The organism is Streptomyces sp. F63, assembly GCF_018070345.1.
GTDB lineage: Bacteria > Actinomycetota > Actinomycetes > Streptomycetales > Streptomycetaceae > Streptomyces.
Map to the genome: position 1 here is coordinate 156,833 of NZ_JAGPXX010000008.1, position 22,734 is coordinate 179,566.

The 22,734-nt window shown below is 69.6% G+C and carries 17 protein-coding genes and 2 pseudogenes; 9 read left to right on the top strand and 10 right to left on the bottom strand.

Annotated elements, in window-relative coordinates; genetic code table 11:
- Window positions 1-2: 2 nt before the first annotated feature.
- Together KBZ10_RS11820 and KBZ10_RS11825 are read right to left on the bottom strand one after the other, a co-directional pair.
- Window positions 3-1,022 carry a carbohydrate ABC transporter permease gene (locus KBZ10_RS11820; RefSeq protein WP_210987519.1) on the bottom strand — a complete coding sequence of 340 codons (1,020 nt, stop codon included), beginning with the start codon at window positions 1,020-1,022 and terminating at the stop codon, window positions 3-5.
- 38 nt (window positions 1,023-1,060) lie between these two features.
- The gene (locus KBZ10_RS11825) at window positions 1,061-2,344 is read right to left on the bottom strand and encodes an extracellular solute-binding protein (RefSeq protein ID WP_210987520.1); all 1,284 of its coding nucleotides are present in this window, start codon (window positions 2,342-2,344) and stop codon (window positions 1,061-1,063) included.
- A gap of 363 nt (window positions 2,345-2,707) precedes the next feature.
- On the opposite strand from KBZ10_RS11825, the gene KBZ10_RS11830 reads away from it, so the two are divergent.
- The 4 genes from KBZ10_RS11830 to KBZ10_RS11845 are packed head-to-tail and all read left to right on the top strand — an operon-like array spanning window position 2,708 to window position 7,481.
- Window positions 2,708-4,486 carry a glycoside hydrolase family 13 protein gene (locus KBZ10_RS11830; RefSeq protein ID WP_210987521.1) on the top strand — a complete coding sequence of 593 codons (1,779 nt, stop codon included), beginning with the start codon at window positions 2,708-2,710 and terminating at the stop codon, window positions 4,484-4,486.
- 25 nt (window positions 4,487-4,511) lie between these two features.
- On the top strand, window positions 4,512-5,579 hold the full coding sequence (locus KBZ10_RS11835) for a LacI family DNA-binding transcriptional regulator (protein ID WP_210987522.1): 1,068 nt from the start codon (window positions 4,512-4,514) through the stop codon (window positions 5,577-5,579).
- Between the two features lie 35 nt (window positions 5,580-5,614).
- Window positions 5,615-6,451: a phosphatase PAP2 family protein gene (locus KBZ10_RS11840; protein ID WP_210987523.1), complete on the top strand. Its 837-nt coding sequence runs from the start codon at window positions 5,615-5,617 to the stop codon at window positions 6,449-6,451.
- A complete protein-coding gene (locus tag KBZ10_RS11845; RefSeq protein WP_210987524.1) occupies window positions 6,441-7,481 on the top strand; it encodes an HAD family hydrolase in 1,041 nt (346 codons plus the stop codon). Before KBZ10_RS11840 ends, KBZ10_RS11845 begins: the two co-directional genes overlap by 11 nt.
- 50 nt (window positions 7,482-7,531) lie before the next feature.
- Here the strand turns inward: KBZ10_RS11845 and KBZ10_RS11850 are convergent, their stop codons facing one another.
- The 4 genes and pseudogenes from KBZ10_RS11850 to KBZ10_RS30525 form a co-directional block, all read right to left on the bottom strand.
- Window positions 7,532-11,089, bottom strand: a complete 3,558-nt coding sequence (locus KBZ10_RS11850) for a bifunctional [glutamine synthetase] adenylyltransferase/[glutamine synthetase]-adenylyl-L-tyrosine phosphorylase (protein WP_247702211.1) — start codon at window positions 11,087-11,089, stop codon at window positions 7,532-7,534.
- A 302-nt stretch (window positions 11,090-11,391) separates the two neighbouring features.
- On the bottom strand, window positions 11,392-11,922 hold the full coding sequence (locus KBZ10_RS11860; protein WP_210987525.1) for a hypothetical protein: 531 nt from the start codon (window positions 11,920-11,922) through the stop codon (window positions 11,392-11,394).
- Window positions 11,923-11,950: 28 nt separating this feature from the next.
- Window positions 11,951-13,003: an ImmA/IrrE family metallo-endopeptidase gene (locus tag KBZ10_RS11865; RefSeq protein WP_210987526.1), complete on the bottom strand. Its 1,053-nt coding sequence runs from the start codon at window positions 13,001-13,003 to the stop codon at window positions 11,951-11,953.
- A 226-nt stretch (window positions 13,004-13,229) separates the two neighbouring features.
- Window positions 13,230-13,316, bottom strand: a pseudogene (locus KBZ10_RS30525) (glutamine synthetase); the annotation flags it as partial.
- A 466-nt stretch (window positions 13,317-13,782) separates the two neighbouring features.
- On the opposite strand from KBZ10_RS30525, the gene KBZ10_RS30285 reads away from it, so the two are divergent.
- Both KBZ10_RS30285 and KBZ10_RS11880 read left to right on the top strand, forming a co-directional pair.
- Entirely contained in the window at window positions 13,783-15,147 is a 1,365-nt protein-coding gene (locus KBZ10_RS30285) for an AAA family ATPase (RefSeq protein WP_210987527.1), read from the top strand.
- 1 nt (window position 15,148) lies between these two features.
- Entirely contained in the window at window positions 15,149-16,045 is an 897-nt protein-coding gene (locus KBZ10_RS11880; RefSeq protein WP_210987528.1) for a DUF4435 domain-containing protein, read from the top strand.
- 71 nt (window positions 16,046-16,116) lie between these two features.
- On the opposite strand, the gene KBZ10_RS11885 is transcribed toward KBZ10_RS11880, so the two are convergent.
- The 3 genes and pseudogenes from KBZ10_RS11885 to KBZ10_RS29325 all read right to left on the bottom strand — a co-directional run.
- Window positions 16,117-16,776, bottom strand: coding sequence for a YdcF family protein (locus KBZ10_RS11885; RefSeq protein WP_210987529.1), 660 nt, complete (start codon window positions 16,774-16,776; stop codon window positions 16,117-16,119).
- Entirely contained in the window at window positions 16,773-17,567 is a 795-nt protein-coding gene (locus tag KBZ10_RS11890; protein WP_210987530.1) for a GntR family transcriptional regulator, read from the bottom strand. Before KBZ10_RS11890 ends, KBZ10_RS11885 begins: the two co-directional genes overlap by 4 nt.
- A gap of 383 nt (window positions 17,568-17,950) precedes the next feature.
- Window positions 17,951-18,552: pseudogene (locus KBZ10_RS29325) on the bottom strand (transposase); the annotation flags it as partial.
- A gap of 138 nt (window positions 18,553-18,690) precedes the next feature.
- Here KBZ10_RS29325 and tgmA point away from each other — a divergent pair.
- The 3 genes from tgmA to tgmC are packed head-to-tail and all read left to right on the top strand — an operon-like array spanning window position 18,691 to window position 21,087.
- On the top strand, window positions 18,691-18,921 hold the full coding sequence (gene tgmA / locus KBZ10_RS11900) for a putative ATP-grasp-modified RiPP (RefSeq protein WP_210987627.1): 231 nt from the start codon (window positions 18,691-18,693) through the stop codon (window positions 18,919-18,921).
- Window positions 18,922-18,925: 4 nt separating this feature from the next.
- Window positions 18,926-19,885 (top strand): ATP-grasp ribosomal peptide maturase, encoded by a 960-nt coding sequence (gene tgmB, locus KBZ10_RS11905; RefSeq protein WP_210987531.1) that lies wholly within the window; start codon window positions 18,926-18,928, stop codon window positions 19,883-19,885.
- Entirely contained in the window at window positions 19,882-21,087 is a 1,206-nt protein-coding gene (gene tgmC, locus KBZ10_RS11910) for an ATP-grasp peptide maturase system methyltransferase (RefSeq protein WP_210987532.1), read from the top strand. The genes tgmB and tgmC overlap by 4 nt, the downstream gene beginning before the upstream one ends.
- 151 nt (window positions 21,088-21,238) lie before the next feature.
- Here tgmC and glnA read toward each other — a convergent pair whose 3' ends face one another.
- A complete protein-coding gene (gene glnA / locus KBZ10_RS11915; protein ID WP_210987533.1) occupies window positions 21,239-22,600 on the bottom strand; it encodes a type I glutamate--ammonia ligase in 1,362 nt (453 codons plus the stop codon).
- Window positions 22,601-22,734: the final 134 nt, after the last annotated feature.

Genomic DNA, 22,734 nt, shown 5'->3' on the forward strand with positions numbered 1-22,734 from the left:
CGTCACCACACCTCTCCCTGCTTGCGGAGCGAACGGCGGTAGACCACCGCGAAGGCCGACAGGAGCAGCAGGATGAGCACGCCCCAGGCCGCGGAGGACGCGAAGTCGCGCGGGCTGACGAGGAAGGACAGCCGGTAGGCGTAGGTCACCAGGATCTCGGTGGAGTCGCCCGGGCCGCCCCGGGTGAGCAGGAAGATCACCGGGAACATGTTGAAGGTCCAGATGGTGCTCAGCAGGATCACCGTGCTGCTGACCGAGCGGATGCCGGGCAGCACGACGTTGCGGAACCGCTGCCAGGCGTTCGCGCCGTCCATCTCGGCGGCCTCCAGCAGCTCGGCGGGTATGCCCTGCATGGCACCCAGCATGGCGACGAGCATGAACGGCACGCCGAGCCAGACGTTCACCGCGATCACGGAGATCTTGGCCCAGGTCGGGTCGCCCAGCCACGGGACGCCGTCGATGCCGCCGCCCGCCAGCAGCTCGTTGAGGATGCCGTTCTTCTCGTTGTAGAGCATCCGCCAGGCGAAGACGGACACGAAGGCGGGGATGCCCCAGGGGAGGATCAGCGCCATCCGGTAGGCGGTCCGGCCGCGCACCTTGCGGTTGAGCATGGACGCCAGCACCAGCCCGAGGAGGAAGGTGGTGCCGACGCAGCCCACCGTCCACAGCACGGTCCAGCCGAGCCGGTCCCAGAAGACGCTGCCGGTGAGGATGGCCTGGTAGTTGTCGAGGCCGACGAACTCGTAGCTCGCCTCGATCTCGTTGACGCCGATGGTGCGGGCGACATTGGCCTCGTCCGCGTCGGTCAGCGACAGATAGATGCCGCGGACCAGCGGATAGCCGATGATCACCGCGATGACGGTCACCACGGGGGCCACCATGGCCCAGGCGTACCAGTGGGTGGCCAGGGCGCGGCGCAGCGGGCCCTGGGTCTTGCCGGGTGCTCCGCCGGTTCCGCGGCCGCGGCCGCGGGCGTCTCCGCCCGCGGCCGGTGCCACCGACCGGCCTGTCTCGACAGCCATGGTCGTCGGTCAGCCTCTCCCTGAGTTCTCCCCCGGTCCTACTTGTACTCGCCCTTCTCGAGGAGCTTGGCGTACTCGTCGCCGATCTTCTTGGCGGCGGCCTCGGGCTTGGTCTTGCCGGTCAGCACGTCGGCGAGCTGGACGCGGATGGGCTCGAAGAGGGAGTTGCCCTCGGCGATCCAGGGGCGCTCGACGGCCTTGTCCACGGCGGGCTTGAAGAACTGGACCATCGTGTTGTCCTTGACGGTCTGCTCCTCGTACACCGAGGTGCGGGTCGGGAGCAGGCTCAGCTCCTCGGTGGTGGCCTTCTGGACCTCGGCGGAGCTCATGTACTTGGCGAACTCGTAGGAGGCGTCCAGGTTCTTGGAGCCCGCGTAGACGGAGAGGTTGTGGCCGCCCTGCGGGGCGCCCTGGGCCTCGCTGCCGGCCGGGACGGGGGCGACGCCGAGGTTGTCCTCGTTGCCCTTGAACTCCTTGCCGGCCAGGGTGTCCTCGATGGCCCAGGGGCCGTTGAGCATCATGGCCACCTTGCCGTCCTTGAAGGACTTCTGCATGTTCTCCCAGCCGTCGGTGATGTCCGTCGTCGCGGCCTTGGAGTCCACCAGGTCCTTGATCGTCTCGAACGCCTTGGCGCCGGCGCCGTCGTCGATCGTGATCTTCTTGGCGTCGGCGTCGACCATGTCGCCGCCCTCGCCGTAGAGGAAGGGCAGGAACCAGTAGGGGTCGTCACCGCGCATGTAGAAGGGGGTGACGCCCTCGCCCTGGAACTTCTTGGTGGAGTCCTTGATGTCCTCGACGGACTCGGGGACCTCGACGCCGGCCTTCTTCAGCAGGTCCTTGTTGTAGAAGAGGGCGAGGGTGTCGATGACCTGCGGGACGCCGTAGGTCTTGCCCTCGAACTGGGTGCTGCCCCAGGCCTGGTCGAGGTAGTCGTCCTTGTTGTCGACGGCCGCGGTGTCGTCCAGCGGGGCCAGGTAGCCGAGGTTGGCGAAGTCGGCTACCCAGGCGACCTCGGTGCGCATCACGTCGGGGGCGCCGGAGCCGCCGCCCGCGGCGTTCTTGAACTTGTTGCTCGCCTCACCGAAGGGGACGCTGACGTACTTGACGTCGACCTTGGGGTGCTTCTTCTCGAAGCCCTCGGCGGTCTTCTCGAAGAACGCCTTCTCCGCCTCGTTCGAGGTGTCCCAGAAGGTGACGGTGCCGGAGAGCTCGCCCGAGCCCTTCTTCTCGCCGCTGTTGCCGCTGTCGCTGTCCCCGCCGCACGCGGTCGCCGCCAGGGAGAGCGTCGCGACCAGCGCGGTGGCCGCTATGCCACGCCGCATGGTGTTACTCCTTCATGAGAGCCCGTGATGGCCAGAGGCCCCGGGGGACCTCCTGCCCTGACCGCGCCGTCGCGGCGCCGGGTGTACCGCGAACGTAACAGGGATGCAATGTGGCCGAAAGTCCTTGCGGCAACTTTCTGCAAGGCAGCCGGATCGTTACAGCGGCGTGTCTGCACAGTTGTCGTCCCACCCCTTGACGGGCCTGGCCGGGGGACTTTCGGCCCTGCCGCAAGAATCTGCCGATACTTCCGCAAGAGCTTGCATAGCTGTTACGTTCCAGACGTCAACCACGGAGGGCCGCGGCGCGTTGTCCTCTCCGGCGTCCGTGCCGAGCACCACACCGGCTACCGAAGGGGAACGACGATGACTCAGGAGCTCACGCCCGCCCTCCACGACCGGCCCGCGCCCGCACCCACCCCCGCACCCGGCGCCGCGAGCACCCCGCGCGGCGGCACCGGCCCCGCCGCCCACTGGTGGCGGGACGCCGTGATCTACCAGATCTACGTCCGCTCCTTCGCCGACGGCGACGGCGACGGCATCGGCGACCTGCGCGGCGCCCGGGAGCGGCTGCCGCACGTGGCCCGCCTGGGCGCGGACGCGGTCTGGCTCACCCCCTTCTACCTCTCCCCGCAGGCCGACGGCGGCTACGACGTCACCGACTACCGCGCCGTCGACCCGCTGTTCGGCGACCTCGACGACGCCCGCGAGCTGATCCGCGCCGCCCACGGACTGGGCCTCCGCGTGATCATGGACATCGTCCCCAACCACACCTCCGACCGGCACGCCTGGTTCCGGCAGGCCCTGGGCGAGGGCCCCGGCTCCCCCGCCCGCGACCGCTACTGGTTCCGCCCCGGCCGCGGCAGCGGCGGCGAGCTGCCGCCCAACGACTGGGAGTCCGTCTTCGGCGGCCCCGCCTGGACCCGCACCACCGACCCGGACGGCACCCCCGGCGACTGGTACCTGCACCTCTTCGCCCCCGAGCAGCCCGACCTCAACTGGGGGCACCCGGAGGTCCGCCGCGAGTTCGACGCCATCCTCCGCTTCTGGCTGGACCTGGGCGTGGACGGCTTCCGCATCGACGTCGCCCACGGCCTCGTCAAGGCCGAGGGCCTCCCGGACATCGGCCACGGACAGCAGGCCAGCCTCATCGGCACCCAGAAGCTGCCCTTCTTCGACCAGGACGGCGTCCACGAGATCCACCGCCACTGGCGCCGGCTGCTGGACTCCTACGACGGCGAACGGATCGGCGTGGCCGAGGCCTGGGCCCCGAACTCCGAGCGGCTCGCCCTCTACGTCCGCCCCGACGAGATGCACCAGGCGTTCAACTTCCAGTTCCTGCGCAGCGGCTGGGACGCCGCCGAGATGCGCGCGGTGATCGACTCCTCCCTCGCCGCCACCGCCTCCGTCGGCGCGCCCACCACCTGGGTGCTCTCCAACCACGACGTCGTGCGGCACACCACCCGCTACGCGGACGGCGACCCGGAGCGCGGACTGCGCCGGGCCCGCGCCGCCGCCCTGCTGATGCTCGCGCTGCCCGGCTCCGTCTACGTCTACCAGGGCGAGGAGCTGGGCCTGCCCGAGGTCACCGACCTGCCCGACGAGGTCCGCCAGGACCCCTCCTTCCTCCGCGCCGACGGCCAGGACGGTTTCCGCGACGGCTGCCGGGTGCCGATCCCGTGGTCCGGCACCGAGCCCCCGTACGGCTTCGGGCCCGAGCCCGGCGGGCCGAGCTGGCTGCCGCAGCCCGGCACCTGGGCCGGGCACAGCGCCGAGGCCCAGACCGGCGACCCGACCTCCACCCTGGAGCTCTACCGCTCCGCGATCGCCCTGCGCCGCGAACACCCGGCGCTCGGCGCGGGGGAGACCGTGGAGTGGCTGGACGCACCCGAGGGCGTCCTCGCCTTCCGCCGCGCCCCGGCGGACGGAACCGGCGCGGCTGCCCCGGAGCCGCCCGCCGGAGCCGGCCAGGACGGACCGCGGGGCCCGGTCGTCTGCGTCCTCAACACCCTCGACCGCCCCGTCACCCTGCCCCGGCCCGGCCGGCCCCTGCTGAGCAGCGTCCCGCTCGCCGCCCCCGCCCCGCGCGAGGACGGCGGAACCGTCCGTATTCCGGCCGAATCCTGCGCGTGGTGGGCAATCTGACATGCGACCGGTACAGTCCACCTCTATGACCGCACGGCTAGCCGACATCGCAGCCCAGGCGGGGGTCAGCGAAGCGACAGTCAGCCGCGTGCTCAACGGCAAGCCGGGGGTGGCCGCGGCCACCCGCGAGTCCGTCCTCGCCGCGCTCGACGTCCTGGGCTACGAGCGCCCGGTGCGGCTGCGGCGGCGCAGCGCCGGACTGGTCGGACTGATCACCCCGGAGCTGGACAATCCCATCTTCCCGGCGCTCGCGCAGGTCATCGGGCAGAACCTGACCCGCCAGGGCTACACCCCGGTGCTCGCCACCCAGACACCCGGCGGCTCCACCGAGGACGAGCTCACGGAGATGCTGGTGGAGCGCGGCGTCTCCGGCATCATCTTCGTCTCCGGGCTGCACGCCGACACCTCCGCGGACATGCAGCGGTACGACCAGCTCCGCGGGCAGGGCGTGCCCTTCGTGCTCGTCAACGGCTTCTCCCCGAAAGTGCGCGCCCCCTTCGTCTCGCCCGACGACCGCGCGGCGATGCGGCTGGCCGTGACGCATCTCGCGGCCCTCGGGCACACCCGGATCGGGCTGGCGGTCGGCCCGCGCCGCTTCGTCCCCGTGCTGCGGAAGATCGAAGGATTCCGGCAGGGCATGCGGGAGCAGCTCGGGCTGTCCCCGGAGGAGTCCGACGAACTGGTCGAGCACTCCCTCTACACCCTGGAGGGCGGCCAGGCCGCGGCCGACGCGCTGATCCGGCGCGGCTGCACCGCCGTGATCTGCGCCAGCGACATGATGGCGCTGGGCGCCATCCGCGCCGCCCGGCAGCAGGGCCTCGCCGTCCCCCGCGACGTCTCGGTCGTCGGCTTCGACGACTCCCCGCTGATCGCCTTCACCGACCCGCCGCTGACCACGATCCGCCAGCCGGTCCAGGCCATGGGCCAGGCGGCGGTGCGCGCCCTGCTGGAGGAGATCGGCGGGACCCCGGCCCCGCACAGCGAGTTCATCTTCCTGCCCGAACTGGTGGTCCGCGGCTCGACCGCCGCGGGTCCGCAAGGACAGTCGTCACCGGCCCGGAGGGCACCGGCCGACGTCCCGGCCCGAGGGTGATCGGGAACACTCCGCGGTCTGGCAGACTGTGGCGCGTGGGTGACGTGACAGTGAGGACTCTGGAGAAATCACCGGCCGACACGCGGCCAGCGGCCCAGCCCGGGGGGGAACGCCATTCGATCGGACGCCTCAGGCTGCCGCGACGCCCACGGCTGCGCTTCGAGATCCTGCTCATCGCGGTGAGCTACTGGATCTACTCGGTGATCCGCAACGCCGTCCCGGAGCAGAAGGCCGCGGCCCTGCGCAACGCGGACTGGATATGGCGGGCGGAGCAGGCGGTCGGCATCGCCGTCGAGCAGACCGTCAACCACGCGGTGAACTCGGTGACCTGGCTCATCGTGGGGATGAACTACTACTACGCCACCCTGCACTTCATCGTGACCATCGGCGTGCTGGTGTGGCTCTACCGCTGGCATCCGGGCCGCTACGCCGCGACCCGGCTGGTGCTCTTCCTGACCACCGGCATCGCGCTGCTCGGCTACTACCTCTATCCGCTGGCCCCGCCGCGGCTGGTGCCGGGCGGCGGTTTCGTCGACACGGTCGTCGTCCACGACACCTGGGGCTCGATGGCCTCCGGCAATCTCGCCAGCATGTCCAACCAGTACGCCGCGATGCCGTCCATGCACATCGGCTGGTCGGTGTGGTGCGGGATCACCATCGTGATGCTGGCGCCCGCGCTGTGGGCCAAGGTGCTGGGCGGGCTCTATCCGCCGCTGACCCTGCTCGTCATCGTGGCGACCGCCAACCACTTCTGGCTGGACGCCGTCGGCGGTGTCCTCTGCCTGACCGCCGGCTACGGGTTCTCGTACCTCTGGTACCGCTCGGTCTCCTACCGGCTCCCCCGGCACCCGGCACCGCTCCATGCGGGCTGAGCCCGTCCCGGGGGGCGCACTGCCCTACCGGGTGGTGGCCACCGACCTCGACGGAACCCTGCTCCGCAGCGACCTCACCTTCTCGCTCCGCACCCGGCAGGCACTCAAGCTCGCCACCGGCGCCGGGGCCCGGCATCTCGTCGTCACCGGCCGGCCCGCCTCCTCCTGCCTCCCGTTCCTGCTGGACCTCGGCTACACCGGCCTGGCCGTCTGCGGGCAGGGCGCCCAGCTGTACGACGCCAGCGCCGGCCGGCTGCTGACGACGGCCTCCCTCGACCGGGGGCCGGCCCGCGCCCTGGTCGCCGCGGTCGAGCGGGAACTCGGCCCGCTGGAGCTGGGCGTGGTCACGGCGGCCCCCGGGAACCGGTGTGTGAGCACCGCCGGGTTCTTCGCACCACCGCCACCCGGCAGCGAGACCGTCGCCGAGCGCGAGCTGCTGTGGGCGGAGCCGATCGAGAAGGTCCTGATGCGCCACCGGGAACTGCCCGACGGCACCGTCGCCGAGACCGCCGGGCGGCTGGCGGGCGGCGCGATGACGGTGGTCCATTCGCAGGCCGGCATGGTCGAGCTGCTCCCGCCCGGCACGACGAAGGCGGCCGGACTGGCCGCGGCCGCGGACCTGCTGGGATTCACCTCCGACGACACCATCGCCTTCGGCGACATGCCCAACGACCTGCCGATGCTGCGCTGGGCCGGGCACGGGGTGGCCATGGCGGGCGGCCATCCGGAGCTGCACGCGGCCGCCGACGAGACCGCTCCGGGGAACGACGCGGACGGCGTCGCGGTGGTCCTTGAGCGCCTCTTCGGGGCGTGCGGGGACGGCTCGTGCGGGGACGGCTCGTGCGGGGACGGCTCGTGCGGGGACGGCTCGTGCGGGGGCGGCTCGTGCGGGGGCGGCTCGTGCGGGGGCGGAACGGACCCCGGCCGCGCCGCTCCGGCGGGCCGGCGCCGGGCGGGCCACCCGCCGGGGGCGGGCCCGCGCGGGGTGGCGGGCCACCCGCCGGCCCGGTCCCCGGCACGCCGGGACTGACGGTTCGCCCGGTCCCCCCGCCGGGTGCCTGCGGTGGGCCCGGGCCAGGGTCAGCCCTCGTCGTAGAAGAGGCGTTCCATCACGCCGCGGGCGCGGCGGGTCACGCGGCGGTAGTCGTCGAGGAGCTCCCCGCTGCTGCCGATCTCGTAGCCCAGGTAGCGGCCCACCGCGGCCCGCTCCCGCACCTCCGCGGGGAACGTGTCGCCGGGGCGGCCGCGCACGAGCATGACGGCGTTGCGCAGCCGGGTCGCCAGCAGCCACGCCTCGTCCAGGATCTCCGCGTCCTCCGCCCCGATGAGCCCGGCGGCGCGCGCGGCGCCCAGCGCCTCCCGGGTGCGGGTCGTGCGCAGACCCGGCTCGGACCAGGCGTGCCGGAGCTGGATCAGCTGGACGGTCCACTCGACGTCGGACAGCCCGCCCCGACCGAGCTTGGCGTGGGTGGTGCGGTCGGCGCCGCGCGGCATCCGCTCCTTCTCCATCCTCGCCTTGAGCCGGCGGATCTCGCGGACCATGTGCTCGTCCGGGCCCTCGGCCGGGTAGCGGAGCGGGTCGATCAGTTCGATGAACCGCTCCCCCAGGTCGGCGTCGCCCGCGACCGGCGCCGCCCGGAGCAGCGCCTGGCTCTCCCAGGGCTGCCCCCAGCGCCGGTAGTAGGCGGCGTAGGAGGAGAGGCTGCGCACCAGCGGGCCGCTCTTGCCCTCCGGGCGCAGATCGGCGTCGATGAGCAGCGGTGGGTCGGCGGAGGGCAGTTGCAGCAGCCGGCGCATCTCGTTGGCCACGGCGAAGGCGGCGCGGGCGGCCTCCTCCTCGGGCACGCCCTCGCGCGGCTCGTGGACGAAGAGGACATCGGCGTCGGAACCGTAGTTGAGCTCCTGCCCGCCGAAGCGGCCCATGCCGATGACGGCGAAACGGGTCGGCAGGGTGTCGCCCCACTGGGCGCGGACGGCGGCCCGCAGCGCACCGGCGACGGTGGCGGCGTTGAGGTCGGTGAGGGCGGTGCCGACCCGGTCGACGGTGCCGCCCGGATCGTGCCGGGCGGGGCTCTCCTCGGTGCCGTAGACCCCGATGAGGTCGGCCGCGGCGGTGCGGAACATCTCGCGGCGGCGCACCCCGCGGGCTGCCGTGACCGCCTGCTCGGGGCCGTCGGCGCGGCCCACCGCGGCCAGCACCTCCTGCTCCAGGGCGGCGCGGCCGCGCGGGCGCAGCCCGTCGGGGTCGCCGAGCAGCGCGACGGCCTCGGGGGCCCGCATCAGCAGATCCGGGGCGAGCCGGCCGCCGGACAGCACCCGGGCGAGGTTCTCCGCCGCGGCGCCCTCGTCGCGCAGCAGCCGCAGATACCAGGGGGTGCCGCCGAGAGCGTCGGAGACCTTGCGGAAGTTGAGGAGCCCGGCGTCGGGGTCGGCCGAGTCGGCGAACCAGCCGAGCAGCACCGGCAGCAGGGTGCGCTGGATCGCGGCCTTGCGGCTGACGCCGGAGGCCAGCGCCTCCAGATGGCGCAGGGCGGCGGCCGGGTCGGCGTAGCCGAGGGCCTCCAGGCGCTCCCGGGCCGCCGTCGCGCTGAGCCGGGCCGCGCCGGGCTCCAGCTGCGCGACGGCGTCCAGCAGCGGCCGGTAGAACAGCTTCTCGTGCAGCCGGCGCACCTCGCGGCTGTGCCGCTTCCACTCCCGGCGGAGCGTCACCACCGGTTCCGTGCCCCGGTCCCAGTGGAAGGCCGTGGCCAGTGAGCGGCCGAGGCGGCGGAGGTCGGCCTCGTCCTCGGGGACGAGATGGGTGCGGCGCAGCCGGTGGAGCTGGATGCGGTGCTCCATCGCCCGGAGGAAGCGGTACGCCTCGTCGAGCGCGGCGGCGTCGGCCCGGCCCACGTACCCCCCGGCGGCGAGCGCGGCCAGCGCCTCCAGGGTGGAGCCGCTGCGCAGACCGGTGTCGGCACGGCCGTGGACGAGCTGCAGCAGCTGGACGGCGAACTCGACGTCGCGCAGGCCGCCGGGGCCGAGTTTGAGCTCGCGGTCGATCTGCGCGGCGGGGATGTTCTCCACCACCCGGCGGCGCATCTGCTGCACGTCCGTGACGAAGTTCTCCCGCTCGGCCGCCTGCCAGACCAGCGGGGCGACGGCGTCGCAGTACTCCCGGCCGAGAGCGGCGTCCCCGGCGACCGGACGGGCCTTGAGGAGGGCCTGGAACTCCCAGGTCTTGGCCCAGCGCTGGTAGTAGGCGAGATGGCTGGAGAGGGTGCGGACCAGGGGCCCGTTGCGGCCCTCGGGGCGGAGGTTGGCGTCGACGGGCCAGATGGTGCCCTCGGCGGTGGTGTCGGAACAGAGCCGCATCATGTGCGAGGCGAGCCGGGTGGCGGCGCGCAGCGCCTCCGTCTCCTCCTCGGCGGAGGCCCGGTCGCCGGCGGCCGCCCCGGCCACGAAGATCACGTCCACGTCGGAGACGTAGTTGAGCTCCTGGCCGCCGCACTTGCCCATGGCGATGACGGCCAGCCGGCAGGCGGCCGCGTCCTCGGGGGCGGCGGCCCCGGCGATGCGGAGGGCGGCGCGCAGGGTGGCGGTGGCGAGGTCGGCCAGCTCGGCGGCGGCCTCGGCGACGTCGATGGTCCCGCAGACGTCGCGGGCCGCGATGGTGAGGAGGGAGCGGCGGTAGGCGGCGCGGAGGCTGTCGGCGTCGTCCGCCCCCGACAGATCGTGCTCGAACTCGGCCAGCCCGGGGTGCAGATCGCCGGCGTCGTAGGTGACGAGGGTCTGCCAGTCGAGCGGGTGCCGCACCAGATGGTCGCCGAGCGCCTCGGAGACGCCGAGGACGCGCAGCAGGCGGTCGCGGAACGGCTTGGCGGTGACGAGCGTGTCGAGCAGCGCCCGCACCCGCGGCCCGGGCGCGGGTGCACGGGTCTCCGGGCCCGGACCCCAGGCCGGGGGCCCGGCCGGGCCCCCGGCCTGGGGTCCGGCCTGGGGTCCGGCCTGAGGTCCGGCCTGAGGTCCCTCCTGGGATCCGGCCGGCGGCGTTCCGTAGGGCTCGGCGGAGTCCTCGCCGGAGGGCGTTCCCGGGGCCCCGGCCCGGGCCGCTCGGCCGCTCGCCTCCCGCTGCGCCCCGGCAGGCCCGGCCGCCGCCGTCCCGGAGCTCGCGCCCGGGCTCACTCCGGCGGCCCCGGCCGGGCTCGCGCCGATGCTCTCGGCCGGGCCCCTACCGGAAGCCTCGCCCGCGGCCGCGGCGGAGCTCTCGGCCGAGGGCGCGCCGATGCTCTCGGCCGGGGCCGCGCCGGGGCCCTTCTCCGGGGGCGTTCCGAGGCTTGCCTCCCGGGCCGGACCGGGGCTCGCGTCACGCGCCGCGCCGGGGCCCTCGGCCGGAGCCGCGCCGGGGACGAGCCCCGCACCGGACGGCTCGGGCGTGCCGGGCCGGACCGGTGCTCCGGCCGGGGCCTCCAGTGCGTCGCGCGCGTCGCGCGCGGCCAGCGCCTCGGCCAGGCGGACGAGGGCCCGCAGGGCGAGATCCGGGTCGGCGGTGGCGCCGAGGGCATCGAGGAGGAGCGGGTCGTGCCGCACACCGGCGAGTTCGGGTGCGTCGAGCAGCCGTTCGGCCGTGGCCGGGTCGGAGAACCCCGTCCGCAGCAACCGTCCGAACCTGCTGTTCCGCCGCCCCTGCTGCACGCTGCGCCACCCGTCCTTCACCCACGGCCCGCCCGCCGTGGCCGGCCCGGCGACCAGGGCCGGGCCCCTGGCCGGCCCGCCTGGTTGATCGCCCCGAGCCTATCCGCCCCCACCGCCGCCCGGTACGCCGACAGCCGGGCGGCCGCGGCACTAGTGCCGGCACCGGCACCGGCACCGGCACCGGCACCGGCACGGAGAACGGCCGGACAACCGGAGAGCCGGAAGGCGAACCGGGGACAGCGGAGCCTGCGTTATGTCCCTCCGGTTCAGGTCCGCCCGAGACGCAGGCCGTGCCGCGCGCACCAGTTGGCGAAGTCGCTGCCCCGGCAGGGAAGTCTGGCCTCTTCCAGAACCAGCGCCTCGACAAAACTCTCGGCCGCGGCCACGGTCATCGCGCCCTCCCGGACCAGCAGGGCGAGAAGCCATAACGTCCCGTGGGCTTCGAGGCCGTGAGCCGCCGCGACGCGAAGGGCTTCTCTGTCGTCCGTGATGGCCACGCCGTGGCGTAACGCGGCGCAGGCGAACACACTGGCCTCCCCCTCGTGTCTGCCGTCGGACGCGCCGACTCTGCGCACCCATTCGGTGTACGCCCTCAGAGCATCCAGGGAGTCGAGAGGATCAGCACTCAGCCATTCGGCCTCGAGCGCCCTCCGCAGTGAACCGTGCAAGGGCAGACCGGCCCTCAGCTCGTCCAGGACCACATCGGTGGTCCAGCACTCGAATTCCTTGAGGTAGTCGCCCAGCAGATCGATATTGTCGGCACGCGCCGAGTGATTCAGCAGTGTCGCGTCCAGCACGAGGACGCGGGTGCGGCGTCCGTGCACGTCAGCCGTCCCCGTCGTCATCGTCCGGGGGCAGATCGGCGAGAGACACCTGTCCGTGCATCATCTCCACCGCCCGGGCCCGCGTCACCATTCTCTGCCTGAGAGCGGCGAGCACGGCATCGGCGTACGCGGGAGCGACCTTGACCGCGGACAGGTCGGGTTCCGGCACCCAGCCGAGAGCCTGCAGGAACTCCGCTCGGGTCGGCCTCCGGGCGGTCAGTTCGTTCCGGGAGTCCGAGTCGATCACCTCCGCCCGTTCGGCCTGGATGAGCGCCAGCGTCCAGGACACCCGGTACCGCGCCGCGAGGCCGATGAGCTGTTCCCGTTCCGGGCTGCCTGCGATCCAGCGGCTCTCGATCGCCGCTGTGGGGAGCAGGAGTTCGGCGGCGAACGCTTCGATGGCACGCTCCCGTTCATCCACGGAGGCGTGGACCCCGAGGTCGTTCGAGTAGGCGTCTCCCATGATCAGGTGGCCCAACTCATGGGCGGCGGTGGCGCGGCGGCGCCCCGGATCACCCCGCTCACTGATGACGCACACCGCGATATCGCCGTCGACGAGAGAGGCACCGTCCCCGGGGATGGCCGCGACCAGCGGCCACTGCCCCGCCCGGGCGCAGACCTCGGCCATGGAGCCCAGGGGTTCCCTGGCGTTGCCGAGCCGCTCACGCACCCATCGGGCTGCGGTGCGATAGGCGGAGTTGTCCGGTGCCTTGCCGGGATAGCCCCACAACTCCCGTTCGGGCAGGACACCGAACCCTCTGAGCTGCCGGACGTCTCGGAGCCAGGAACTCAACTGGGCCTCCGTGCGAAAGGCGGACCTCGCCGCGTCGGATTCGTCCTCCTCGGCGAGCGGCTGCCGATGCGACAGGACGGCTACAGGCGCCGCCAGGAAGTGGTCGACCGGTAGTCCCAGGGCATCGGCCAGCTTCGTCAGTTCCAGAGCGCCGATCCTGCGAGTACCACTCTCGATCTTCGAGACGGCCGAACGCTCCAAACCCAGGCGCTCCGCCAACTGCGCCTGCGTGAGCTGGGCGGCCCTCCGAGCCTCTCCCACCCGGGCTCCTATGTCCTGCCAACGCGTCGATGACCCCATGGTGCGATTTTGGCACACCGGCGCCGGAGCCGCTCCGCAAGCGGCATCAGGAACCTCCGGGTCGGGCCGCCCGGACAGTGGTCGGGTGACCGCCATACGCACTGCCGGACAAACAGCGATCGGGCCGACGGTCGCAGACCGTCGGCCCGATCCGCCGGTTCAGCGGGAAACCCGCTCCGGCCTGCTGTTACAGCACCGGCAGCATCTTCCGCAATTCGAAGGCCGTGACCTCGCTGCGGTACTCCTCCCACTCCTGCTTCTTGTTGCGCAGGAAGTGACGCGACCCCGGAGCGACCTCGCGTGATCGACGTCCATGCAGCACTGACAGGCGCCCGAGCCGTCATCGTTGGTCGTCATTGGTCGCCCTGGGCCGCCCTTCGACGGCCCACAGACGGCCCAGCCTGCCGATGGCTGGGCCGGACCCCCTATCCGCTGTGTCCACAGGCCTCACCTGCAACGAGCTCGTGCCGCGTGCCGGCGGCCTGGTCGAGCGTGTGCGCCCGCCCCAATCATGGCCCGCCAGGACGGAGGGGGCCGGGTGTTCTGCCGAGTGTGCGTCTGAGGCGCCCTCTCCGTGCTGACCGTTCGTATCGATGCCGCAGCCATGCCTGCGAACCGTGCGCGGCTTCGTCAAACGCCAGACCGGGCCAGGCAACCAACTCAATGCACAAAACACCTTCCGGACAGAGACGCATGGGATAACATCCACGCAGGCAGCATAGGATGAGATGGGGGCAACAGTGCGCTGGATCTCCGAGGTAAAGATCAGCGGCTTGTTCGGTTACGTTGATCACGACGTAGAGTTCACCAAAGAATCCCCTATCACCATCATTTCAGGCCCCAACGGAATCGGCAAAACGCATTTTCTGCGGCTACTTCACGCGCTCATTTCGCTCGATCTCGATACTCTTGCCTCAGTCGAGTTTGCGGCCATTGAAGTTCGCTTCACCGACAAGTTTACACTCAGAGCCTCGCCGCATTACAAAGAAGGCGAGGTGACAGGATTTCATCTGTCCGTCAAGAGGCCACTGGCGCGTAAGTTTCAGGATATCATTATTCCCTATTCGGGTCGCACCGAGGGAACAGAGGGGCCAGAATGGGCCGTGAGACTCCCCGACGGCAACTGGTTCGATACCCGCATGGACCGACTCATGTCACGCGATGTGGCACGACGTTGGGGCTTGAAAACAAAACCCTCCCCTCAAGCTTTGGTTCGTACCAACGCGTCAATGGTGGAGGTTTACGAGGATGCACGATCAATCCTTGTCGACACTCAGCGCCTTGATGCAGTCCCGATCTATCCAGGTAAAAACCACCGCCCAGCGACAGCCAACACTTCCGGTACCACCGTTACTCGAATCCGGCTCTATATCGACCAGGTCGCGGCGCAACTGGAAGAAGCCCGCCGCCGTTCCCTCAACGAGTCTTTGGATGCCGATCAATCGTTCGCCGCTCGTGTCCTGCAGAAGGCCCGGACAACGATTAATGAGAAAGACCTAAAGGAGAGATACCAGAGAATCGCCGACCAGCATGCTGAACTACATGCAAGCGGTTTGAGTGTCCGTCCCGTTGATGTTCGCTTCCCTGAAGAGAAAACCACACCCACAGAGCGAAGGATCCTCAACGTCTTTCTAGATGACTGGGAGCGCAAGCTCCAGCCCCTGCTACCCATCCATGAGAAGCTGAAATCCTTGCGCCGGATCGTTGAGACCAAGTTCATTGGCAAGGAGATGTTCCTGAGCCCTAGGGGGCAAATCAGGTTTCGCTCCAAAATCAACGGCCGCCCCGTTGCAGTTCACGCCCTATCCTCTGGCGAACAACACCTCCTTGCGGTCTTTAGTATGCTGCTATTCTCCGCCCGTAGCGGATCTCTCGTTTTGATTGACGAGCCCGAGATCTCAATGCACGCCGCATGGAAGCATTCATTCTTGGACGACATTAGCGAAGTTGCTAGGTTGGCGCGTCTTCAGATCGCCCTCGCTACTCACTCAAGCGCGATCATTAACGGCAATTGGGACCTAGTCCGAGAAATTGCAGCTCCCAGCCTTCCCGATGCGAAGCTGGCTGAAGTAGACGCCGATGAGGACTTGGATAGCGAGGTTTAGTGTGGCCGCTTCTCCTTCGCTGAGAGAACTCGATCGACTGGAAGATCGGATTCGACTGCATCGGCAGCGCGACAAGCGCCCCGTGATAATCGTAGAAGGGCCGAGCGATGCTCGGATTCTTCAACGAGCATTCCAAGAAAAAGACATAGCCTATTTCCCCGCAAGCACTCGCAGTTTGGCTCTAGAAGCGGCCGAGAAGTTGGAGGCATGGGCACAGGAGAACTTTGCTTGTGTGGTTGATCGAGACTTCGATGATGCCGTCGAGCATGCCGAGCAAAGACTTCGAACAGTCCATCCATACGAGAACGCCGACATGGAGGCCATGTTGGCCCTTTCAAGGGCCGGCCTTGATCTGCTGCTCGAAGTCGGGAGTTGCGACAAGATCGAGAAGCTTGGCGGAGCACAGAAGGTCTCCTCTCAGCTGATGGGAATCTTGGAACCGGTAACCCGCCTACGCCGAGCAAACGCAGAGAATAGTTGGGGGTTGGCTTTTGATGCCGTCGACTTGTCCAGCAAAATCGACAAGAAGACGATGACGCTCAAAGTTCGATCCTTCTGCAATGCCCTACTCGACAATTCGCGAAACACGCCCGAGTTGTCGACATGTGGCTGGCCGGAGTTGCCCTCTTTGTCGACACTCATGGACCACGCGGAAGGTCGGCAACATGTGACGCGCGAACCAGTGTGCCCGAGAGGATCGAAGCCATATTTCCGCGGGCGGGACTTCCTGCTCGTTCTAGGAGTGGCGCTGTGCGGCTACTGCGGAACTAAACGAGCTCAGAGTGTCACGCAGGATATTCTTGAAGGAGCCCTACGCCTCGCTGGAGCGCATGAGCTCGGCCTCAGCCAATGGGGGCTTGACCTACTTCGCCTCATAGGTGCAATCTGCAACGATTAAGCTGAATTCAGCAGATAGAGAGCCAGATGCTTGTCTCGGCACTCCCCATTTCGGGCAGCCGATTCCTGGCGTCAGGTTGCGGCCTCCGGAACCAGACGGCTCGTGAAGCCGTCGGCAACGAGGTGGCCATACGCTGTCTCAACGTCCGCCGGGACCTCCTGCTGGATCATGAACCCATGGTTCGGATAGATCATGAGTCGCTGCTGCGCTCCGACCAGCATGTCAATGACCAGGCGTTCGTCGCCGATTGAGGCGATGTACTCCGCGAAGCTCATCGACGCGGAAGCGCAGATCCACTTCACATCGGGCCACAGCTTCCGCGCCGTTGCGTACGCTCGCCGCTCCTCGTACGGCTTGCAGACGAGCAGGACAGACGACACTGCAATGCCCCGGTCAGCGAGCAGCGCACGCGAGAACGTGATGTTCTCACCGGTGTTCCGGGCGTTCGGTTCGACAAGGATGGCGTCCGCCGGCACTCCGAGTTCCAGGGCCCGCTCCCGGTAGTGCTCTGCTTCGCCGCGCGGCATCCGGTCACGGGTGGTTCGGCTGGTCGCTCCCGTGAAGACGATCAGGGGAGCCATGCCGTCCCGGTACAGGGCCACCGTGGTGTCGGCGACCCCGAGGTCATGGCTCCCCAGGCCGATGGCGACCGAACACGGGCGTACCTCGTGGCCCATCTGCTGGAAGTCCCAGAGTCGTCGCGCATCCGCCCATGACTGCTGCGAGATCACCTCGCGTCTCCATCTTCCGTTGCCGAGTCGGGCACCTTGAAGTCGTACGTCCAGGAGAAGCGCGCGGCCGCGTGCACGCCCAGCGCGAATTCGACGACCGTGCCGTCGGCCGTGAACGTCGTTCGGTGCAGCTCTACGACCCACTCACCGGGGGCGAGCTGCAGGAGCTGCACTTCGTCAGTGGTGGGCACTCGGGCGAACAGCGTCTCTCGCATGTGGTCGATCTCGTACCCCGCGTCGTACAGCACGCGGAACCCGCCGCCCCTGCCGGCCGGGCCCGGAGTCGGGTCGACAATGCGCGTCCCCTCGACGTGCTCCGGGCGGTAGTAGCTGGTCAGAGTGTGCGTGGGCTGCGCTCCTTCTTTGACCAGGCGCGCGCGAGCGTAGACGTCGGCTCCCTCGGGCAGGCCGTGCGCTGCCGCGACTACCGGTGGCGCAGGGACCTTGCTGACCGTCTGCGTCTGCTCGTTACGCCGGTATGCGCGGCCGGACGCCACCCGGTCCGCGATGAAGGCGACTTCGTCGCCGTCCCTCCACTTGGCTTTGTCGTACCGCTCGATTCCGAGCCGCTTGAGCGGTGGCTGGTCACGTACGACTGTGCCGTGGCCACGGGATGACGTAACCAGCCCCTCGGCTTCCAGCGCCTTGTAGGCCGCATGGACAGTGGACTTGGAGCCTTCGCCGGCCTCCACCAAGTCCCTGATCTGCGGCAACTGCTCACCAGGCGCGTATGCGCCAGACCGGATCTCCTTTGCGATCCGGTCCGCGAGCTCCCGCCACTTCGGTGCCATCAGAACCTCCCGTCGACTTCGACCAGTGGAACACAGTCCCAGGACTGTTGACAGTCCTAGGACTGTGCGCCATCGTCTTCTCAAGCGCTTCGCAGTCCCAGGACTGTATGGCGTTGCGGCCTTCTCTGGGCTGCGCACATGCTCGGGGGGGGACGGGAACGCTGCAATCCGGCTCAAGGCCAGGTGGAACAGGGCTTCGGCCCGTACTGGCGAGGTGGCCCGATGACCGCGGGCAACGGCCAGAGAGTAGGGACGCGATCTCCCTTGCAGGGCTTTGCCCCTGGTGATTTCGGCTGAGAGGAACTCCGGTGTACCGACTACATCGGTGCGCACCGCCGTGCTGGTCCGGCCGGCGGCGCCCGTACGACATTCCCAGTCCGCCCTCAGCCCGACATCGCAGCGCCTGGGTTCTGTCCGGCGGACCACTGACGGAACCATAGCCGGATCGCTGCGGCGGTGACGGTGCTGTGAAAGACGTAGGCCCGCTTGTCGTAACGAGTAGCGACCGAACGGAAATTCTTGAGCCGGTTGATGGTCCTCGACTTCATCGCGGCGCCGGTAGCGGTCTCGGTCGAAACCGGCGGGCCTGCCGCCTTCTCTACCATTGCGTCGGCAGTTGGCCCGTTGATCCTTCGGTTCCGGGATCGTGTGCCGGATGTGGCGTCTTCACAGGTAGCGGCGGTTTCGGCGAGAGCTGTATGCCTGGTCGCCGCTGACGTGGTCGGGCCGGGTCCGGGGTGTCCGCGCCCAGCGGCCTGACGTCGAGTCGACGCCGGCCATCGACAGTCGATCGGGCCCGCGAGGTCAGCGTCGGCCTGGACCGACCGCAGGACCCGGTCCCAGGTGCGGTCCGCCGACCAGCGGCGATGCTGCTCATGGACGGTCTTCCAGGAACCGTGGCGTTCCTGTCACGCCAGGGGACACCGGTGCGGATTCGGAACAGGACCACTCGTGATGCGTCAGATCCCCCCGTCCATGACCCACCAACGAGCGACCGGTCGGAAAGTCACATGATCTGCCGGACAGAACCCAGCCAGGACCTGCCAAAGGCCCGTCCAATCGCTTCACTCCGACATCCACTCCACTTCGAGGAGACCCAGTGACAATCATCGTCGAACAGCCCATGGCGCCGTGGGGCGCCGGCCGCCTTGCGCCGTACCCGACCACCATCCGGCGCCCGCACGCCTCGGTCACCGTCGACCCCGGCACGCAACTCGGCGTGTTCCGCGACCGCGACGGCCTGGTGGTCGACATGGGCGCGCACGGCACCGGTAAGGGCACCGAGACTTCGACCACCACGAACTCGGACTCCAAGAATGACCAGGGGCACGACCAGGACTCCGAGCAGGACTGACGGCATGACCGAGGAGAGGCCGGTCCTGGTGGTCACTGAAGCGGATGACCTGACCGCCGACATGGTGATCAGCGAACTCAACCGGCGGAACATGCCCGTGGTCAGGTTCAATCCCGCGGACATCGGCGTCGGCCTGACGGTCTCGGCTCGGTTCGGCACCTGCCCGGCCTCCATGGCCGGGCAGGTGCGCACCCCGTCGAGGGCCGCCGACCTGACCCGCGTCCGAGCGGCCTACTGGCGCCGCCCTCAGTGGCCGGCCTTCCCGCACCTTGAGCCGGACGATGCCCGGTTCGCGACTGCGCAGGTCCGCTTCGGGCTCGGCGGCACCCTCTACGCGATGGATTGCCCGCTCTGGGTCAATCACCCCCTGCGCATCGCCGCCGCCGACTACAAGCCCGCGCAGCTCGCCCTCGCCCAGCGGCTCGGCTTCGCCGTGCCACCGACTCTGGTGACCAACGACCCGGACGAGGCACGGGAGTTCATCACCAACCAGCGCGACGTGATCTCCAAGACTTTGCGCTGGACCCCGTACACACGGGATGGCGTGCCGGTTACCGGCTGGGCTGATCCGGTGACCGCCGACGAGATCAACGAGAGCGTTCGCATCGCTCCACACCTGTTCCAGACCCGTGTGGACAAAATCGCCGACCTCCGCGTGCTGGTCGTCGGCCGGCACCTGTTCGCCGTACGCATCGGCTCCGGCCTGCTGGACTGGCGCAAGGACTACAGCGCTCTCACCTACACCGTCGAGCACCTTCCCGACCGGGTCGGCAAGGCGCTGCTCCTCTGCCTGGAGTCCCTTGGTCTGGTGTCGGGGAGCTTCGATCTCGCCGTGGACCGGACGGGCAACTACTGGTGGCTGGAGCTGAATCCGAACGGCCAGTGGGGGTGGCTGGAGACGGAGACCGGCCTCCCGATGTCCTCCGCATTCGCCGACCTGCTCACCCAAGGAGAAAGCTCATGACCGACTCCGCGCCCGAGCGCCGCCGCCTCGCCGCACTGCTGGCGCAGAACGGGATCCTCACGTGCCCTTGGCTGCGCGGGGCCGTCGAAGTCGTGCCACGCGAACTGTTCCTCCACCCCGGGGTATTCCTCGACGAGGGCTGCACCTGGCGACCCGTCACGGCTACTGGCACCGAACCGTCCGAGTGGCTCAAGACCGCTTACAGCTACGACACCCTCACCACCCAGCTCGACGGCCATCTGACCGCCGACCAGACCGCCGAACCCGTCGCGGGGGTACCCACCTCCTCCTCCACTACCCCGGCCACGGTGGTCGGAATGATCGAAAGCCTGGGCTTGGAGGCAGGCCATCGCGTACTGGAGATCGGCACGGGCACGGGTTACTCCTCCGCCCTGATGTGCCACTGCCTCGGCGCGGACAACGTGACCACGGTCGAGGTCGACCCGGAAGTGGCGGAACGCGCGGACATCGCGCTGGAGACGCTCGGCTTCTCGGCATGGACCGTCACCGGCGACGGCCTCCTCGGCTTTCCCCGGAACGCGCCGTACGACCGCGTAATCGCCACCTGCGCCGTTCGCCGCATCCCGCACGCCTGGATCCGGCAGACCAAGCCCGGGGGCATCATCCTGAGCACCGTGGGCTCCTGGCCGTACGGGACCGGCCTGGCCAAGGTCACCGTGGACGGCAACGGCAACGCCGAGGGCCGAATCGTCGGCAGGTCTTCGTTCATGCAGGCGCGTTCCCAAGCCGTCGTGCCGGTGGCCGGCGACCTGTCGGCCCGGACGGCCTACGCGGACAGCGAGCGGGAGACGAAGGCGCCCCCGACCCTGCTGGACGACTGGATGCCCGCCTTCCTCGCCCAACTCGCCGCGCCCGGCGCACAGCTCGTCCGTGCCACCCGAAGCGACGGAACCCGCCTGCTCTGCCTCTTCGACCCCGACCGGGAGTCTTTCGCGGAGTTCATCGCCCATGGAGACGGCTGGAGGGTCCGGCAGGGCGGTCCCGTGCCCCTCTGGGACCGGATCGAGGAGGCTCTCGTCGCCTGGGAAGCTGCAGGGCGCCCCGAGACCGACTCCGTTCAGCTCCGCATCACGCAGGCTTCCCACCACTACTGGATCGAGGGAGCACCAGCTCTCAACTGGGAGCACCGTCTCGACCTACGCGAAGAACCGGCCTCCGCGGAGACGAAACCGCGTCGATGAGCAGCCGTCTCCTGGAGGCACCGAAAACCCCGGGCACCGGGACCGAACAAGCTCTGACACTCGGCTCAAGCCGTGAGACGCCGTGGGGCCGACGGTCCGTGACCGTCGGCCCCATGCGCCGGATCAGCGGGAAACCCGCCCTGAACTGCCCTTACAGCACCGGCAGCATCTTCCGCAGTTCGAAGGCCGTGACCTCGCTGCGGTACTCCTCCCACTCCTGCTTCTTGTTGCGCAGGAAGAAGTCGAAGACGTGTTCGCCGAGGGTCTCGGCGACGAGTTCGCTGCGCTGCATCAGGTCGATGGCCTCGCCGAGGTTCTGCGGGAGAGGCTCGATGCCCATGGCGCGGCGTTCGGAGTCGGAGAGGGCCCAGACGTCGTCCTCGGCGCCGGCCGGGAGTTCGTAGCCCTCCTCGATGCCCTTGAGGCCCGCCGCCAGCAGCACGGCGTAGGTGAGGTACGGGTTGGCGCCGGAGTCGATGGAGCGGACCTCGACGCGGGTGGAGCCGGTCTTGCCCGGCTTGTACATCGGGACCCGGATGAGCGCCGAGCGGTTGTTGTGGCCCCAGCAGATGTACGAGGGGGCCTCGCCGCCCGCGCCCGCCGTGCGCTGCGAGCCGCCCCAGATGCGCTTGTAGGAGTTGACCCACTGGTTGGTGACGGCGGAGATCTCCGCGGAGTGCCTGAGCAGGCCCGCGATGAAGGACCGGCCGACCTTGGAGAGCTGGTACTCGGCGCCGGACTCGTGGAAGGCGTTGCGGTCGCCCTCGAAGAGCGACAGGTGGGTGTGCATGCCGGAGCCCGGGTATTCCGAGAAGGGCTTGGGCATGAACGTGGCCTGCACGCCCTGTTCCAGCGCCACCTGCTTCATGATCAGCCGGAACGTCATGATGTTGTCGGCGGTGGAGAGCGCGTCGGCGTAGCGGAGGTCGATCTCCTGCTGGCCGGGGGCGCCCTCGTGGTGGGAGAACTCCACCGAGATGCCCATGGATTCGAGCATGGTGATGGCCTGGCGGCGGAAGTCCATGCCGACGTTCTGCGGGGTGTGGTCGAAGTAGCCGGAGCTGTCGGCGGGGACGGGGCGGGTGCCGTCCACCGGCTTGTTCTTCAGCAGGAAGAACTCGATCTCGGGGTGGGTGTAGAAGGTGAAGCCCAGGTCCGAGGTCTTGGCGAGGATGCGCTTGAGGACGTAGCGCGGGTCGGCGAAGGACGGGGAGCCGTCCGGCATCAGGATGTCGCAGAACATGCGGGCGGTGCCGGGGGCCTCGGCGCGCCAGGGCAGGATCTGGAAGGTGCCCGGATCGGGCTTGGCGATCATGTCGGACTCGTACACCCGGGCGAAGCCCTCGATGGCGGAGCCGTCGAAACCGATCCCCTCGTCGAAGGCCTGCTCGAGTTCGGCGGGTGCGACGGCGACGGACTTCAGGAAGCCCAGCACGTCGGTGAACCACAGCCGCACGAACCGGATGTCGCGCTCCTCCAGCGTCCGGAGCACGAACTCCTGCTGCTTGTCCATCTCTCTCCTTGCGTGGGGATTCCCGGCCGTGGGAGGCCGGGAGGGAACGCGTCCTCCGCCCTGGGAGCCACGAGCAGCGTAGTACGCCGCGGCCCCGGCCCCGGGAAGCGGCCGGGTCCCGGCCGCCGTACGGC

Excerpts from the sequence above, each read along its gene's own strand:
- KBZ10_RS11830 (WP_210987521.1), top strand. The coding sequence starts at position 2,708 with ATGACTCAGGAGCTCACGCCCGCCCTCCACGACCGGCCCGCGCCCGCA.
- tgmB (WP_210987531.1), top strand. The coding sequence starts at position 18,926 with ATGACCGAGGAGAGGCCGGTCCTGGTGGTCACTGAAGCGGATGACCTG.
- tgmA (WP_210987627.1), top strand. The coding sequence starts at position 18,691 with ATGGCGCCGTGGGGCGCCGGCCGCCTTGCGCCGTACCCGACCACCATC.
- KBZ10_RS11820 (WP_210987519.1), bottom strand. The coding sequence starts at position 1,022 with ATGGCTGTCGAGACAGGCCGGTCGGTGGCACCGGCCGCGGGCGGAGAC.
- KBZ10_RS11825 (WP_210987520.1), bottom strand. The coding sequence starts at position 2,344 with ATGCGGCGTGGCATAGCGGCCACCGCGCTGGTCGCGACGCTCTCCCTG.
- glnA (WP_210987533.1), bottom strand. The coding sequence starts at position 22,600 with ATGGACAAGCAGCAGGAGTTCGTGCTCCGGACGCTGGAGGAGCGCGAC.
- KBZ10_RS11890 (WP_210987530.1), bottom strand. The coding sequence starts at position 17,567 with ATGGCACCGAAGTGGCGGGAGCTCGCGGACCGGATCGCAAAGGAGATC.
- KBZ10_RS11845 (WP_210987524.1), top strand. The coding sequence starts at position 6,441 with ATGCGGGCTGAGCCCGTCCCGGGGGGCGCACTGCCCTACCGGGTGGTG.
- KBZ10_RS11835 (WP_210987522.1), top strand. The coding sequence starts at position 4,512 with ATGACCGCACGGCTAGCCGACATCGCAGCCCAGGCGGGGGTCAGCGAA.
- tgmC (WP_210987532.1), top strand. The coding sequence starts at position 19,882 with ATGACCGACTCCGCGCCCGAGCGCCGCCGCCTCGCCGCACTGCTGGCG.